Origin of the sequence: Rhizobium sp. PvP014, assembly GCF_017876855.1 — a bacterium.
Lineage (GTDB): Bacteria > Pseudomonadota > Alphaproteobacteria > Rhizobiales > Rhizobiaceae > Neorhizobium > Neorhizobium soli.
The window spans coordinates 1,801,619-1,814,816 of the sequence record NZ_JAGIOT010000002.1 but is presented as its reverse complement, the minus strand read 5'-3'; the positions used below and the strand labels follow the sequence as shown (position 1 = coordinate 1,814,816).

Below are 13,198 nucleotides of genomic sequence, written 5' to 3'. Positions count from 1 at the left end.
CCTTTTCTCATCTCAAAACCGCAGCATGGACATGCGGACCTGCTCGATGAAGGCCTCCGTGCGCTCATTGGTGACGTTGTTGATATCGTAGAGCGCGTGATATTTCACCTTCACCCGCGGATTGCAGACGACGCGCAGGAAGCGGGTGGCGTTGCGGCGTGGCGGATCGCCGAGAACCATCGCACGCCAGCGTTTCGAGCCGTAGGTGGTGACGGTCGCGAGCTTGCGGATATTGGTAAGGCCCGGCGAAAGCTGTCCGTCCTGCAGCTTGAACGACACGTCGGGCAGAAACACCCGGTCGAAATAGCCCTTGAGGATCGCCGGCCAGCCGAAATTCCACACTGGATGGCAAAGAACCAGTGCATCGCAGGACATCAGCCGGTCGACATAGGGCGCGACGCGGCTGCGATTGATGGAAAGGTCATGATAGTCGCGCCGATCCTCCGCCGACAGAACCGGATCGAACCCTTCCGCGTAAAGATCCAGGTCGTCCACCGTATGCCCGGCCTCAAGGAGGCTCGCAACGACCGTATCGTGCAGGCGCGAGGCGAGGCTTTCCTTCAGCGGGTGGGCGTAAATGACATGTACCTTCATCGGTCGATAATTCTCGTTATCGGTTGAAAAGGAAGATGCGGCCGGGAGCGGGGACCCAGTCAGGATGCGTCCAGGCGATCATCTTGCCGGGGTTGAGCAGGCCCTTGGGATCCGTCTGGCGCTTGAATTCGAGCTGGGCCGGATCGGTGCGTTTCATGCCGCCTTCCTCGAGTGTCACCCGATGCGGGTTGAACACCGTGACGCCCAGCCGTGTTTCGAGGATCTCGACCACCTCTTCGAGCCGCTCAGTGCCTTCATAGCGCAGCAGCGGCATGGCGACGGCGGCGACCTTGCCGGAAAACCGTGTGAATTCGAAATGCAGGATCAGCTCATCGCCGAAGGTTTCAGCGATGCGGTCGATCGCGCCGTAGAGATCGTCCTGCGGCAGCATCATCTGCAGGTAGGTGATCGACGGATCGATCTTGATTGCCCGAAGCGTCGTGTGGTTCCAGGCCAGCTCATAGGCCGGAGGCAGGCGCATGCCGGCACCATCGCGGTCGGCGCGGAAGCGGATGGCGGCGCCGGCGGTGTCGTCGACTGCGGTCACCAGCGTATCGAGATCCTGCCTTGCGACCATGACCGCGATCAGCGCCTCGCCGGATTTCAGGAAAGCCGCATGCCGGGTGAAATAGCGATCGGGAATGGCGCTTTCGAAGGTCGAGAGCATGCGGAGCGTGATCGCGTCATCTTCACCGAGACGAAAGGCGAGCCGGGTCGCTGCTGCAAAGTTGGGGGCGCCGATCAGCACGTCGACCCAGTCTCCGGCCGGATCGACCGGGATCTCGATTTCGGTGATGACGCCGTTGACGCCGTAGGCGTGTGCCGCCTTGGCAATGTCGTCGCCGACAAGGTCGAGCACGCGAGGCTCTGCCTCCATCGTCACGAGACGCAGACGGCGGATGTTGGCGGGGTTGCGCAGGCCGCCCCAGCGGATGGCGCCCACACCGCTCGATCCGCCGGCGATGAAACCGCCGAGCGTCGCGGTTGCCGTGGTGGAGGGAAACAGGCGGATTTCCAGACCCTTTTCGCGTGCCGCCAGTTCGAGATCCGCCATGACGGCGCCGGCTTGGGCAACGAGATGATCGTCACCGATGCGAACGACCACGTTCATGTGTTTCATATGCAGAACGACGCCGCCCTGCAGCGGCATGGACTGGCCGTAATTGCCGGTTCCGGCCCCTCTGACGGTCACGGGCACGTCACAGCGGTGGCAGATCGAAAGGATCTCGATCACCTCGGCTTCGCTGCTGGGAGCAACCACCAGATCGCCGCAGACGTCTTGCAGAAGATCTTTCAGGACCGGGCTGTACCAGTAGAAATCCCGGCTTTTCTGCTGCACCGTGCGCGGATTGTCGTCGATGTCGAACCGGGCGAGGGCTGCCCGGCAGGCTTCCAGCTCTGCACTCACGGGCGCCTCCGTTCGATACCTGCCGCTTCGGCAGTCTTGATGCCCAAGGGTTTGCCGTTGCGCAAAACAGTGCGGGCGGTGTTCGTGCGGGAGAAGAGGTCGGTCCAGCCGGTCGCTTCGAAAATGATGGCATCCGCCGGTCCGCCGGCGCGGATCATGCCGGCGTTCTCGAGACCCACGGCGGCCGCCGGTCCAGAATGGCAGGCGGTGGCCCAGCCTGCGGGATCGCCTTCGAGCTGGCCGAGGAACTGCGCCTGGCGCATCACATCCAGCATGTCGAAATCGCCGTAGGGGTAGAATGCGTCCTGCACATTGTCCGACGCGAAGGCGACGTTGACGCCGGCGGCGCGCAGTTCGGTGACCGGGGCAAGGCCGCGCAGACGCGGCGTGCGGCCGGGTTTGCGGTCCTGCAGGAAGCCGTTGGTGAGCGGCAGCGCCACGACATGGATGCCGGCTTCGGCAATGCCGGCGATCAGGGCTTGCGCTTCGATCTCGTTCTTTTGAGCAAGCGCGCAGCAATGTCCGGCGACGATGCGTCCGGCAAACTTGTGCCGCAGGGCCGTTTCGACGACGAGCGAAAGGCCGTCAGCGGATGCGTCCGTCGTTTCGTCCACGTGAAGATCGAGGTCGAGCCCGTGTCTTGCGGCTGCCAGAAACAGCCTGTCGATCCGCTCAGGCGTGGCGCTGCCCGGTCCGATAAAGGCGCCGAGCGTGCCGTCGCGCTTCGCGATTTGCGCGCAGCGTCGATCGAAACCGTCCTGCTCCACCCGAAACAGAGCCATCAGGGCGACCGCCTGCAGGGTCAGACGGTGCTTCCAGGCGGACTGGATTTCGCCAAAGGCGATCCAGGCGGGGCTGGCATCCGGTTCCTCAAACGTATCGAGATGGGTGCGCAGCGCGACCGTGCCATGCTGTTCGGCCCTAGTGAGTGCGCGGTCCATACGCTGCACGATATCCTCGACGGTCCGGTTGGGCGCATCGGCCATCGCCAGTTCGACAGCTCCGGCAAGGCCGTTGTCGGAAAACCCGGTTCGCTCGGACGTGAAAGCCTTGTCGAGATGGATGTGCATGTCGATGAAGCCGGGCAAAGCGAGGCGTCCCTGCGCATCCCACTCGCGCTCGCTTGAGCTTGGCGCATGAAAACGACCGTCGCGGATCGTGACGTCGAAGGTGACGAGGCCGCTGCGGCTGTCTGCTGCGTGGTGGGGAAGGCCATCGACCAGCGCTGCCGGTGCACGCATATTGCGGACGGTGAGCGGCGCGTCGCCGAATGGGGGGGTAACGGCGTTCATAGCGGCGGTGTCCCGATGGCAGGCATGCCCGGATGGGCGGCGACCTCGTCCAATAACTTGGCGTAACGGGTTGCTGCATGGGCAACGATGGCGGCGCCGATCGCAGGCGTTGCGGATGCCGCATCGCCGGCGACGCCTGCCGGGTGCAGATCCTCCGCGACCCAGCCGGCGCTGATCGGGCCGAGCAGGCGAAGGACGTCGTTGTTGTCGGCGACGGCTGCCGAGGCCGGCACGAAACTGCGGGCTTCGTTCAGGTCGACCAGATCGGGCCGGAAATGCAGCATGGCCGCGGTTTCGACCAGTCCGCCATGGATGCCGTCGCGCTGTTCGAGCGGCGAGACGAGGCCCGGCGGAAAGCCCATCGAGATCCATCCTGCCGATACCACGAACAGCTCCGTTTCCAGCCGCAGGCTTCGCGCCGCGATCTGCAGAACCGGAACGTTGCCGCCATGGGCATTCAGAAACACCAGCTTGCGAAAGCCGGCGCGGGCAACGCCGTGACCGATCTGGGTGAGGGTTGCCAGAAGCGTCGTGGCATCGAGTGTCAGCGTGCCGGGAAAGGACAGGTGCTCGTCGGATTTGGCGTAAGCGATGGTCGGAAGGATGTAGACGGCTGCATCCTCGACGAGCCGCGCTGCCTCGATCGCCATGCGTTCGGCAAGGATGCTGTCAGTGGCCAGCGGCAGGTGCGGGCCGTGTTGCTCCGTCGCGCCGACAGGCAGGACCGCGACAGCGCGACCTTTGTCGATGGCTGCGAAATCGGTGGTCTTGAGGTCTTGCCAAAACTGAAACGGCATGGTTTGTTCGCTTATCGAGCAATTGTTCGCTAAATCGTAACTTATGTCGCCGGTTCGTCAAGGTGAAAAATGTTGCGGTGCGGAAAAGATAGGCACACGAGTTCAACCTCGGGTCTGGAAGGAGCGCCGGTGCTGGATGAAAACGACAAGGAAGTCTCGCTGACCTTCGCCAAGGGGCTTGCGGTCCTGCTTGCTTTCGATGCGAAGGATCGCGCCATCACGATCAGCGAGATTGCCGACAAGGTCCAGCTCAACCGCGCCGTTGCACGGCGGCTGGTGCGGACGCTGGAGCAGCTTGGCTATCTCGCCTGCGATCGCGGCCGCTATGAGCTGACCCCCCATGTGCTGCGGCTGAGCCAGGGTTTTATCGAGGGCCGGGGCATTCCGCAGATCATCCAGCCGGTGCTGCGCAATGCGGCGCAGGAGGTCGGCGAGTCCGTGTCCTATGCGATGCTCGACGAGACGGATGCCGTTTATGTCGCCCATGCGTTCCTACCGTCGAAATTCACGCTCAACCGGGTCACGACAGGCACGCGGGTGCCGTTGCTGCCGACAGCTTCGGGGCGTGCGATCCTCGCATTCCTCGATACGGTGCGGCTCGATGCGATCCTCGACAGTGCCGCCTTCTCGGCCCATACCGACCAGACCGAGACCCACCGGGACCGCTTGGAGGAGGCTTTGAAACAGATCCGCGAGCGCGGCTATGCGCTGACCGACAGCGAATATGTGAGCGGTGTCGCATCGCTCGCGGCTCCCGTGTTTCACCCCGGCATCGGCGAGGTCGTCGGTGCCGTGTCGATCATCTTCGAGCATGGACAGTATGACGATGCATCGCTTTCCGAAATGGCGGCACGGCTGAAGGTCTGCGCCGGGCAGATAGCCTCCACACTCTAGGGAAGTCACATGCTTGAGATCGTCACCGGGTTCGAAATTGCAGCCGGGATCAATGCCGAAACACGCCGGCGCATTTCGGCAAGCGGCCGCGCGGTTCGCTGCGTCGTGCTGCTCGATGATGGCAACCCCGGCATGGCCGCCTATGCGCGTCGCCAGAAGGCCAGTGCGCAGGAGGTCGGGATAGATCTGCAGCTCGAAGCCTATCCGTCGGATGTCGGCGCGCTGACGGCGCGGCTGGAAACGCTGGCAGCGCTGGATGAGATCGATGCAGTCGCGACGCTCTATCCGTTGCCAGCGGGCATGGATGCCCGCACGACTGCGCTTCTGATCGGGCCGGACAAGGACGTGGACGGGCTGCATCCCCTCAATGCCGGTGATCTGGCGCTTGGCGTCGTGACCCGCCCGCCGGCGACGGCGAAGGCTTGTTTCCTGATGGCGGAGGCGCTGGCCGGTTCGCTCAGGGGACGCGAGATCGTGCTGGTCGGGGCGTCGCGCATCGTCGGCCGACCGCTCGCCAATATGCTGCTGGACGCGGAGGCGACCGTGACGATTGCGCATGCGGCGACCCGGGATCTGGCGGCTCATACGCGCCGCGCCGATATCGTTGTCACCGCGGCGGGCGTTGCCGGGCTGATCGGGTCGGAGCATCTGCAAGATGGCGCGATCGTGCTCGACGTCTCAATCAACCGCGGCCCGGCCGGGCTCGTCGGGGATGTCGATCTCGACGCGGTTGGGGGTCGCAACGTGACGGTGACGCATGTGCCCGATGGTATCGGACCGGTGACAACGGCCTGCCTGATGCGCAATGTCGCGGATGCGGCGCTCGGATCGTCCTGACGGAAATCAGGCTGATGTCGTCACGAGTATATTGCGCTGCACCAGAATTTGCGCTTTTCTACTTATATCCGAACACAAGTTCGATAAACGAACAACAACGGGGAACTCACAATGACCTTCCATCTGCGCAGCTTCGTGCTCAAAACGCTTTCCGCCGCTCTCGTCGTCGCCTCCGTTGGGACAGCACAGGCTGCGGATATCCGTCCCGGCGTCACTTTTGCGGGAACGCCGTCCACCGATCCCGCGCGTGCCGCCATGGAGAACCTGGTCTTCGACCTCGCATCCGCCTGGGCATCCTGCAACCGCGACCTTATGACGAACGCGGTCACCGAGGACGTGGCCTTCTCCTATCCGACCAGCAGCATCACCGGCCGTGACAAGATGCTCGCCGACCTCGACACGTTCTGCAAGGCGGCCAAGGATACGAGCATCTACCTTCCGGAGGACGCGTTCTTCATCGATACGACGACCGGCCGCATCGCGGTCGAGCTGCAGTTCCGCACGTTCCAGCGCGGCAGCCGTCAGGTCGTCAATGATGTCTGGATCGCCCATGTGAAGGACGGCAAGATTTCGGTGATCAAGGAATATCTCGACGGAAGGGTGAAGGATCTGCAGGCGCTCGGCGTGCTTCAGCTCGAGGAAAGCCCGAAGACGCTGACGCCGTGGCCGGCCCGCACCGAACAGTGGAAAGGCTGCTTCCCGATCGTCAAGGCGGCACCAGTCAACACCTGCCCGTGATCCTCACGTCGTGAAGGCAGCACGCGAGCCTTGGGGTCGCGTGCTGCAGATTTCCGGTTAAGCCGTGAGCAGGACGCTCATCTGATAACCGCCTTCGAGTTCCACCACGACGCGCCCGGCGCCGGGCAGCGGCATTGCGCCCGAGAGCGCACCTGTCGTCACCGCCATGCCTGACGTGAGTGATGTGGCCGGGCGTGTGGCGTCATTGGCATAGGCGACCAGCCAGGCGAGCACGTCTCCGACCGGATGGGCCACTGGTCCGTCATAGACCGGGCTGCTGTCGTGGGTGACCTTGAGGACAAGCCCGCCGACTGTGTCGATCAGCGTCTTCGGGACCTTCGGGCCGAGCGCGTAACCGCCATTGCCGATGCGGTCGGCGAGGTAGAGCGGGAAGGAAACGCTGCCGCCTTCCTCGACTGCGGTGACCAGCAGTTCCGAGCCAAGATAGGCGTCCGCCACGGCGTCCAGCACCTCCGCCCTTGTATAGGCTTCTGATCTTACCGGCAGATCCGCGCCGAGCTTGACGGCGATCTCGACTTCAAACCGTGTGCCGGGGGAATATGGAAGCTTCGCTTCGCTGGTGGTCTCCACGTAAGGGAACAGCGGCGCGATCACCGGCTGCTTGTCCGTCGACATCGCGACTTTGATCATCTTCGCGCTGGCGCCGATCCTCTGTGCCACGGCGTTCTGTGCCGCCATGCCGGCGCTCAGATCCTGGGGCAGGGCAAAGCTTGCGGACGGCGCCTTGCGGCCTTCGTTACGCAGCGTGATCAGGCTCTCGGCCAGCGTTTCTGGATTGAACGCCTGGGTTGAGAGTTCGGCCATGAATGTCTCCGATCGAATGATTTGCGGCTGAGCTTTTTTGGGCTCTCGCCAGCGTTTCGCTGTGGTTCAGCGGGGTGGAGATCGTCGCGAACGCAGAGCCGTCCGTCAAGGCTTTGCGGGCAATATCCCGGCCCGACGCGCATGGATCTGTTCAGCAGGCCGACTTAACCTGCTGATATCGTTCGTTGAGAGGACAGGATTCTTGGTCAGTCGACGAGATACTTGTCGTTCTTGGCGCTCGGTATCTTCACCACTGTCAGCGTAGCGTCCGTCAGCGCTTCGAACGCGTTGACCGTGCCGGGCTCAATGACGATCAGGCTGCCTTCGCCCCATTCCCTGTCCAGCATGCGGACACGGCCGGAGACGACGAGCGTGATTTCCCGGGCGATCTTGTGGTAGTGGCGGGCATCGCGATCGCCCGCCTTGTAGCTCTTGACGCCCACTTCGAACGCGTCGGTCTTGACGACGCTCGGATCGAAATCGCCGACGAACCAGCCGCCGATCATGTTGTCGAGATTATAGGACGGTTCGCACATCTTAACCTCTCAGATCGACAGTTCGCTCAGCTGGCGGTCCGATTTGATCGGATGATAGTCCTTCGCGTCGATCGGGTAGACGCCGATCTTCTTGTCCTCGAGAACGAGCTCGTTATAGACCGGGCAGACATAGAACATGTCGTTGTGCCGGGCATCCTTGCGGATCGCGGCCTTGGCTGCCTTGACGAAATCGGACCCTTTGCGGAAGTAGTAAAAGCCCGCCGTCGCGTTGTCGCTGATCGGGTGCTTTTCGGCTGCCTCGACCACCATCTGGCGCTCGTCGAGCCGGACGAACGAGTAGCGCGGGTGGACCGACCGGAAGGTGACGGTGCCGCCATCGAGCTGGCGCCGGCTGAAATCGGCGATGATGGTTTCCATCGGAACGGTCAGGAATTCGTCGCCGTTGAGGATCAGAAGCGGTGTGTCGTTGTCGATGCTGCCGGCGGCAAGCAGGGCGGTGCAGGCAGCACCCTGGGTCTTGTCCTTGACGGCAACGATCTCGGCGGTCGGATCGATCAGCCGGACGACGTCGTCGAGATGATAGCGGCGCAGTTCCTTTTCCTGCATCGCGATGATCACCCGGTGACCGATGATGCGCGCGCATTGTTCGAGCAGACGCTGCACCAGCGGCATGCCGTCCACCTCGACCAGCGGGGTCGGGAAGCTGTCTGCGGAAAGGATGCGGGGCTCGCCCGCCATCAGGATCAGGATGTTCATGCGACCACCTGCAGTGCCGGAAGCTCGAACGATGCCTGCAGCTTGTCGATCGACTTGCTGATCGACTGGTAGTTCACCTCGGACACGTCGTTGACGACCATGACATGGGCACCGGAGGCACGCGCTGCCCGAATTCCGTGGTCGTTGTCTTCGACGATCAGGCATTCCTCGGGCGAAAGGCCGAGGATGCCGATGGCCTTCAGATAGATTTCCGGGCTGGGCTTGCCGACGGTCACGTCTTCGTTGCTGAGCTGGAATTCGAGATAATCCTCAAGACCGGCCTTTGCCATCATCAGGTTGACGGTGCTGCGGATGGAGTTCGAGGCGACGCCGAGACGGTAGCCTTCGCCGCGCAGGCGCGCGAGCGCGTATTGCTGGCGAAACACCGGCTTGCACTTGGTGTGGATCAGCTCGGTCGTGTAGCGCTGCTTCATCTCGTTGACGAAGCCGTGCAGGGATTCCGGAAGACCGCGGGTGGAAGTCAGCATCTGCAGCTTGGTGCGGGTCGGCAGGCCGTCGAACGTGGTCAGGTGCTCGTGCAGCGGAATGGTAAAGCCGAACAGTTCAAGCGCCCGGTTCAGCGCTTCGTAATGCCACTCGCGGGCATCGATCAGCACGCCATCCATGTCGAAAATCACAGCCTTAATCATCGTCATCAAACCTCGTGCGCCGGACCTTGCGCTATACGCGCAGCAGTTCCTTGGCTTTCTCGGGAAAATCGGTGCAGATCATCAGCCCTTCGCGATCGCGCAGTCCGGACGAGACCAGCCAATGCAGGAAAGGTTCGTATTCGTCGTGGCGGCGGTGCAGGTCGGGCGCGACCAGCGCGACCAGCTTGCCGTCATCCAGCAGTTTTTCGACCAGCGGCGCTTCGTACCAGCGGCCGGGCAGAAAGTTGTCCAGCCAGACGCCGGTGATGCCGGGTTCGCTGTAAAGCGAAGGCACGCGCTCGTATTCGCTCAGTCGGGTAAACGAGGTCATGCCGCGCTTCACGCCCTGGATCAGGTCCGGAACCGAGCTGTCGAACAGGAAATAGTTGTCGTAGCCTTCGGCGGTGAGCACCTCGGCCAGCATGTCATGCAGCCCGTCGGCCTTGATATTGAGTGCCAGCGTCGGAGACCCGTGCTGTCTGGCCAGGCTCAGAAGATAAGCGAAGGAGATTTCGGTGCCGTTTGGAATGTCGTGCGAGATGACCAGCCGCGGCTTGCCGCCAACGAGGCAGTCGCGCACATCGGTCTCGGTGCCGTAGCCGAGCGAGAACGACCGGACGAAGGCCTCGACCGTGTTCTTTTCCTCGGGGAATTTCCAGTATCCCCGATGACTGAGGATCTGGATCATGCCGGTTCCTTGATGGACTGAGTCACTCTCAGAGACAGCGGCAGATTGCGGAAGCTCTCAAGATCTTCGGGAACGCCGAGGCCGTGCATGCCCTTGTCGACGGAGCCGATCGAGTAGGCGCCGATCTTCATGCCGTCCTCGATCATGAAATTGTAGACGGGAGCCACGTAGAACTCACCGTTGACGCGGAAGTCGCGCTCGATCATCCGGTCGGCATGGGCGACGAAATCCGATCCCTTGCCGAAATTGTAGATGCCGACGGTGGCATGGTTGGAGATCACCTGTTTTTCGACGACGTTGTCGATAAAGCCGTTGTCGCCGAAGGAGACAAAGCTCCACTTCGGATCGTCCGCCGACATGGTCATGATCAGGCCATCGAGACCGTCTGCGGCGGCAAGGTAGGCGTTGATGTCGACATCGACATACTGATCGCAGTTGGCGATCATCATCGGGTTGCCGTTGTCGATGGCGTCGCGCGCCAGAAGCACGGTGCAGGCGGCGCCCTCGGTGACGGTTTCGACCAGATAGATATCGCAACCCGGCGCCCACTGGCGGAGATGCGCGTCGAGACCGTAGTCCCTCACATGCGATGCCTGGCAGATGAAGATGAAGCGGTGCTCGACATCAGGCTTCAGGTTCTCGATCACGAGGCGGATCATCGCGACGTCATGCACGGGCAGGAGCGGTTTTGGAAGCGTGTAGCCGGCTTTTGCAAAGCGGCTTCCATGACCTGCCATCGGCACGACGATATTGAGCATCTGCGGCGGTATCCAAAATAAAAGTTTGCAGTTGATCTAGTGCCTGAAACCTTAAGGCTTGAAGCTGGTGCCAAGCTGTCAAACAGGTCAATTTCCAGCGTCCGCGCCCGACCGCGGGCAAGGTCGAAACGCCTATTCGGCCTGGATTTCGCCGAGCTGCATGCCCATCGACGGCGACGGCGTGGTCAGTCGCGGCCGGTTGAAGATCTTGTAGAGCGGGTTGTCGCATTCCGGATTGGCAAACAGCGTGTTGGAATCGAAGTAGCCGTCTTCGATGAAGCGGAGGTTTGCGTGCATGGTGCGCAGGAAATAGTACATCAGATGCAGGTGAGCGCGACCCGAAAGCTGGTTCATGATCATGGCATTGTAGAAATGCGAAATCGCGCTCTTGCCGATCACATGCACGGCGTCGCCGACGCGCCAGTGGTCGCGCCAGTAGGATTTGTATTCCTTGAAGGGAAAGTAGATGCTGTCGCGGGTGATATCGACGTTCCAGTCCGAGATCTTCTTCCTGAACTGCAGGTCGAAGCGGATCACGGCGAGCGCATCGTATTCGTCTTGGGCGAAGACGTGCTTCAGGCCTTCCTTGTAGGTCTCGATCTGCGAGCTGCCCTGCGCATCCAGCTTGATCAGCTCGCACGGTCCAAGCTTATCCTGAAGCTCGGCCAGGGCCGGGCTGTCATAGGTGGCGAGGTAGATTTTCGCATCGGGATTGCTTTCACGCACCGGCGCGACAATGTTCTCGATGATCGAGTCGATGTTCTTGCGCGCATCCATCGGCAGGCCGAAACGGTCCTTCTCGATGTAATTGTTGCCCCGGATCAGTACGGAAAGTCTCAACGTTGCCCCCTATGGAAACGATTATCGCAGTCGCTGATCAACGTCTTGCCCCCGCCGATCCTGTCTCTCTGCGATAGTCCCCGTAGCTGGTGCGGAGCAGGTCAGGCCCTCTTTCAGGCCGGAATCGACGCCGCCTGCACATTGGTCGCGGTCTGTTTCGGCTTGCCGTAGAGCCCGATATTCTCGTCGCCCCAGGCCTTTAACGCGGTCAGGATCGGTTTGATGGTGAGGCCGAGCGGCGAGAGGCTGTATTCCACCTTGGGCGGCACCTGCGCATAGACCTTGCGAGTGATCAACCCGTCCGCCTCCAGCTCGCGTAGCTGGTTGGTCAGCATGCGCTGGGTCACGGCGGGAATCTGGCGGCGGATTTCGTTGAAGCGCAGCGTGCCGTCCAACAGATGAAACAGGATGACGGACTTCCACTTGCCGTCGATCAGGCCGATCGCCGCTTCCACCGAGCAGCCGGGGCTGCAGTCGAACCTGGTATGGTGGGCCTTGGCCATCACGGTATCCTTTTTGACACTATAGGCTGTTTTTGTGCGTATTGGCTTTGGATGATCATAGCGCCATATGAGGCTTATATCAATTCTGCAAGCAAAGGAGAACGCCATGAAAGCCATAGCCTACAGAACTGCCGGATCGCTTGATCGGGACGACGCGCTTGAAAATGTCGAACTGGACCGGCCAAAGGCGACGGGGCGGGATATTCTCGTTGCGGTGAAAGCGATTTCGGTCAATCCGGTCGATTACAAGATCCGCAAGAACGTCTCGGCTGAAGACGGCCAGTGGAAGGTGCTGGGCTGGGATGTGGCGGGCGAGGTGGTCGAAGTCGGCGATGACGTGTCCGCCTTCAAGCCGGGCGACGAAGTGTTCTATTCGGGTTCGCTGATCCGGCAGGGCGCCAACAGCGAGTTTCATCTGGTCGATGAGCGGATCGTCGGCCACAAGCCGAAGTCGATCTCGAATGCGCAGGCGGCCGCCCTGCCGCTGACGGCGATTACCGCCTGGGAAATGCTGTTCGACCGGCTCGATATCGAAAAGCCGGTTCTGGGTGCAGCCAATGCGATCGTCATCATCGGTGGTGCCGGCGGTGTCGGATCGATCGCCATCCAGCTGGTCCGGGCTCTGACCGACCTCACCGTGATTGCGACGGCGTCACGGCCGGAGACCCAGGCCTGGGTCAAGGAACTGGGCGCCCATCACGTCGTCGATCATTCCAAGCCGATCGCCGAACAGGTGAAGGCGCTCGGGATCGGCGCGCCCGGTTTCGTCTTCTCGACGACCGAAACGCCACGTCATACGAAGGAGATCATCGAACTGATTTCGCCGCAGGGTCGGTTCGGGCTGATCGACGATCCGGAAACCTTCGACATCACCGGTTTCAAGCGCAAGGCTCTTTCTGTGCATTGGGAGCTGATGTTCACCCGGTCGATCTATGAAACGGCCGACATGGACGAGCAGGGAGAGCTTCTGAACGAAGTCGCCGCACTGATCGATGCCGGCCGGATCCGCACCACCGTCACCGACGTGATGAGCCCGATCAATGCGGAAAACCTGAAGAAGGCGCATGCCACGCTGGAAAGCGGCAAGGCCCGCGGCAAGATCGTGCTCGAAGGGTTCTGAG

The 13,198-nt window shown here is 61.9% G+C and carries 16 protein-coding genes; 4 read left to right on the top strand and 12 right to left on the bottom strand.

The window, feature by feature from the left end; all coding sequences use genetic code 11:
• Nucleotides 1-12 precede the first annotated feature (12 nt).
• From J3A65_RS13395 to J3A65_RS13380, 4 genes are read right to left on the bottom strand one after another with little or no spacing between them, the layout of a single operon-like run.
• Nucleotides 13-594 carry an NAD(P)H-dependent oxidoreductase gene (locus J3A65_RS13395; RefSeq protein ID WP_113109852.1) on the bottom strand — a complete coding sequence of 194 codons (582 nt, stop codon included), beginning with the start codon at nucleotides 592-594 and terminating at the stop codon, nucleotides 13-15.
• A gap of 16 nt (nucleotides 595-610) precedes the next feature.
• The gene (locus tag J3A65_RS13390; protein ID WP_348635217.1) at nucleotides 611-2,002 is read right to left on the bottom strand and encodes an FAD-binding oxidoreductase; all 1,392 of its coding nucleotides are present in this window, start codon (nucleotides 2,000-2,002) and stop codon (nucleotides 611-613) included.
• Nucleotides 1,999-3,294, bottom strand: a complete 1,296-nt coding sequence (locus J3A65_RS13385) for an amidohydrolase family protein (RefSeq protein WP_209901642.1) — start codon at nucleotides 3,292-3,294, stop codon at nucleotides 1,999-2,001. The genes J3A65_RS13390 and J3A65_RS13385 overlap by 4 nt, the downstream gene beginning before the upstream one ends.
• Nucleotides 3,291-4,091, bottom strand: a complete 801-nt coding sequence (locus J3A65_RS13380) for a creatininase family protein (RefSeq protein WP_209901639.1) — start codon at nucleotides 4,089-4,091, stop codon at nucleotides 3,291-3,293. The genes J3A65_RS13385 and J3A65_RS13380 overlap by 4 nt, the downstream gene beginning before the upstream one ends.
• 129 nt (nucleotides 4,092-4,220) lie before the next feature.
• On the opposite strand from J3A65_RS13380, the gene J3A65_RS13375 reads away from it, so the two are divergent.
• From J3A65_RS13375 to J3A65_RS13365, 3 genes are all read left to right on the top strand, one after another.
• Nucleotides 4,221-4,985 carry an IclR family transcriptional regulator gene (locus J3A65_RS13375; protein ID WP_209901637.1) on the top strand — a complete coding sequence of 255 codons (765 nt, stop codon included), beginning with the start codon at nucleotides 4,221-4,223 and terminating at the stop codon, nucleotides 4,983-4,985.
• A 9-nt stretch (nucleotides 4,986-4,994) separates the two neighbouring features.
• Nucleotides 4,995-5,822 (top strand): bifunctional 5,10-methylenetetrahydrofolate dehydrogenase/5,10-methenyltetrahydrofolate cyclohydrolase, encoded by an 828-nt coding sequence (locus J3A65_RS13370; protein ID WP_209901635.1) that lies wholly within the window; start codon nucleotides 4,995-4,997, stop codon nucleotides 5,820-5,822.
• 111 nt (nucleotides 5,823-5,933) lie between these two features.
• On the top strand, nucleotides 5,934-6,560 hold the full coding sequence (locus J3A65_RS13365) for a nuclear transport factor 2 family protein (protein WP_209901633.1): 627 nt from the start codon (nucleotides 5,934-5,936) through the stop codon (nucleotides 6,558-6,560).
• A 57-nt stretch (nucleotides 6,561-6,617) separates the two neighbouring features.
• Here the strand turns inward: J3A65_RS13365 and J3A65_RS13360 are convergent, their stop codons facing one another.
• The 8 genes from J3A65_RS13360 to J3A65_RS13325 all read right to left on the bottom strand — a co-directional run bounded on the left by J3A65_RS13360 (nucleotide 6,618) and on the right by J3A65_RS13325 (nucleotide 12,077).
• Nucleotides 6,618-7,385 carry a 2-keto-4-pentenoate hydratase gene (locus J3A65_RS13360; RefSeq protein ID WP_113165539.1) on the bottom strand — a complete coding sequence of 256 codons (768 nt, stop codon included), beginning with the start codon at nucleotides 7,383-7,385 and terminating at the stop codon, nucleotides 6,618-6,620.
• Nucleotides 7,386-7,591: 206 nt separating this feature from the next.
• Complete coding sequence (locus J3A65_RS13355; RefSeq protein WP_174196298.1) at nucleotides 7,592-7,921, bottom strand: hypothetical protein; 330 nt, start codon at nucleotides 7,919-7,921, stop codon at nucleotides 7,592-7,594.
• 9 nt (nucleotides 7,922-7,930) lie between these two features.
• Entirely contained in the window at nucleotides 7,931-8,638 is a 708-nt protein-coding gene (locus J3A65_RS13350) for a glycosyltransferase family 2 protein (RefSeq protein ID WP_209901631.1), read from the bottom strand.
• Nucleotides 8,635-9,294, bottom strand: coding sequence for an HAD family phosphatase (locus tag J3A65_RS13345; protein WP_245341540.1), 660 nt, complete (start codon nucleotides 9,292-9,294; stop codon nucleotides 8,635-8,637). The genes J3A65_RS13350 and J3A65_RS13345 overlap by 4 nt, the downstream gene beginning before the upstream one ends.
• 25 nt (nucleotides 9,295-9,319) lie before the next feature.
• A complete protein-coding gene (locus J3A65_RS13340; protein WP_192086131.1) occupies nucleotides 9,320-9,976 on the bottom strand; it encodes a hypothetical protein in 657 nt (218 codons plus the stop codon).
• The gene (locus J3A65_RS13335; protein ID WP_192086132.1) at nucleotides 9,973-10,734 is read right to left on the bottom strand and encodes a glycosyltransferase family 2 protein; all 762 of its coding nucleotides are present in this window, start codon (nucleotides 10,732-10,734) and stop codon (nucleotides 9,973-9,975) included. The genes J3A65_RS13340 and J3A65_RS13335 overlap by 4 nt, the downstream gene beginning before the upstream one ends.
• Before the next feature lie 132 nt (nucleotides 10,735-10,866).
• On the bottom strand, nucleotides 10,867-11,574 hold the full coding sequence (locus J3A65_RS13330) for a hypothetical protein (RefSeq protein ID WP_209901629.1): 708 nt from the start codon (nucleotides 11,572-11,574) through the stop codon (nucleotides 10,867-10,869).
• 113 nt (nucleotides 11,575-11,687) lie between these two features.
• Entirely contained in the window at nucleotides 11,688-12,077 is a 390-nt protein-coding gene (locus tag J3A65_RS13325) for a helix-turn-helix domain-containing protein (protein ID WP_209901627.1), read from the bottom strand.
• 106 nt (nucleotides 12,078-12,183) lie between these two features.
• Here J3A65_RS13325 and J3A65_RS13320 point away from each other — a divergent pair, with 106 nt between their 5' ends.
• Nucleotides 12,184-13,197 (top strand): zinc-binding alcohol dehydrogenase family protein, encoded by a 1,014-nt coding sequence (locus J3A65_RS13320; RefSeq protein WP_209901625.1) that lies wholly within the window; start codon nucleotides 12,184-12,186, stop codon nucleotides 13,195-13,197.
• Nucleotide 13,198: the final 1 nt, after the last annotated feature.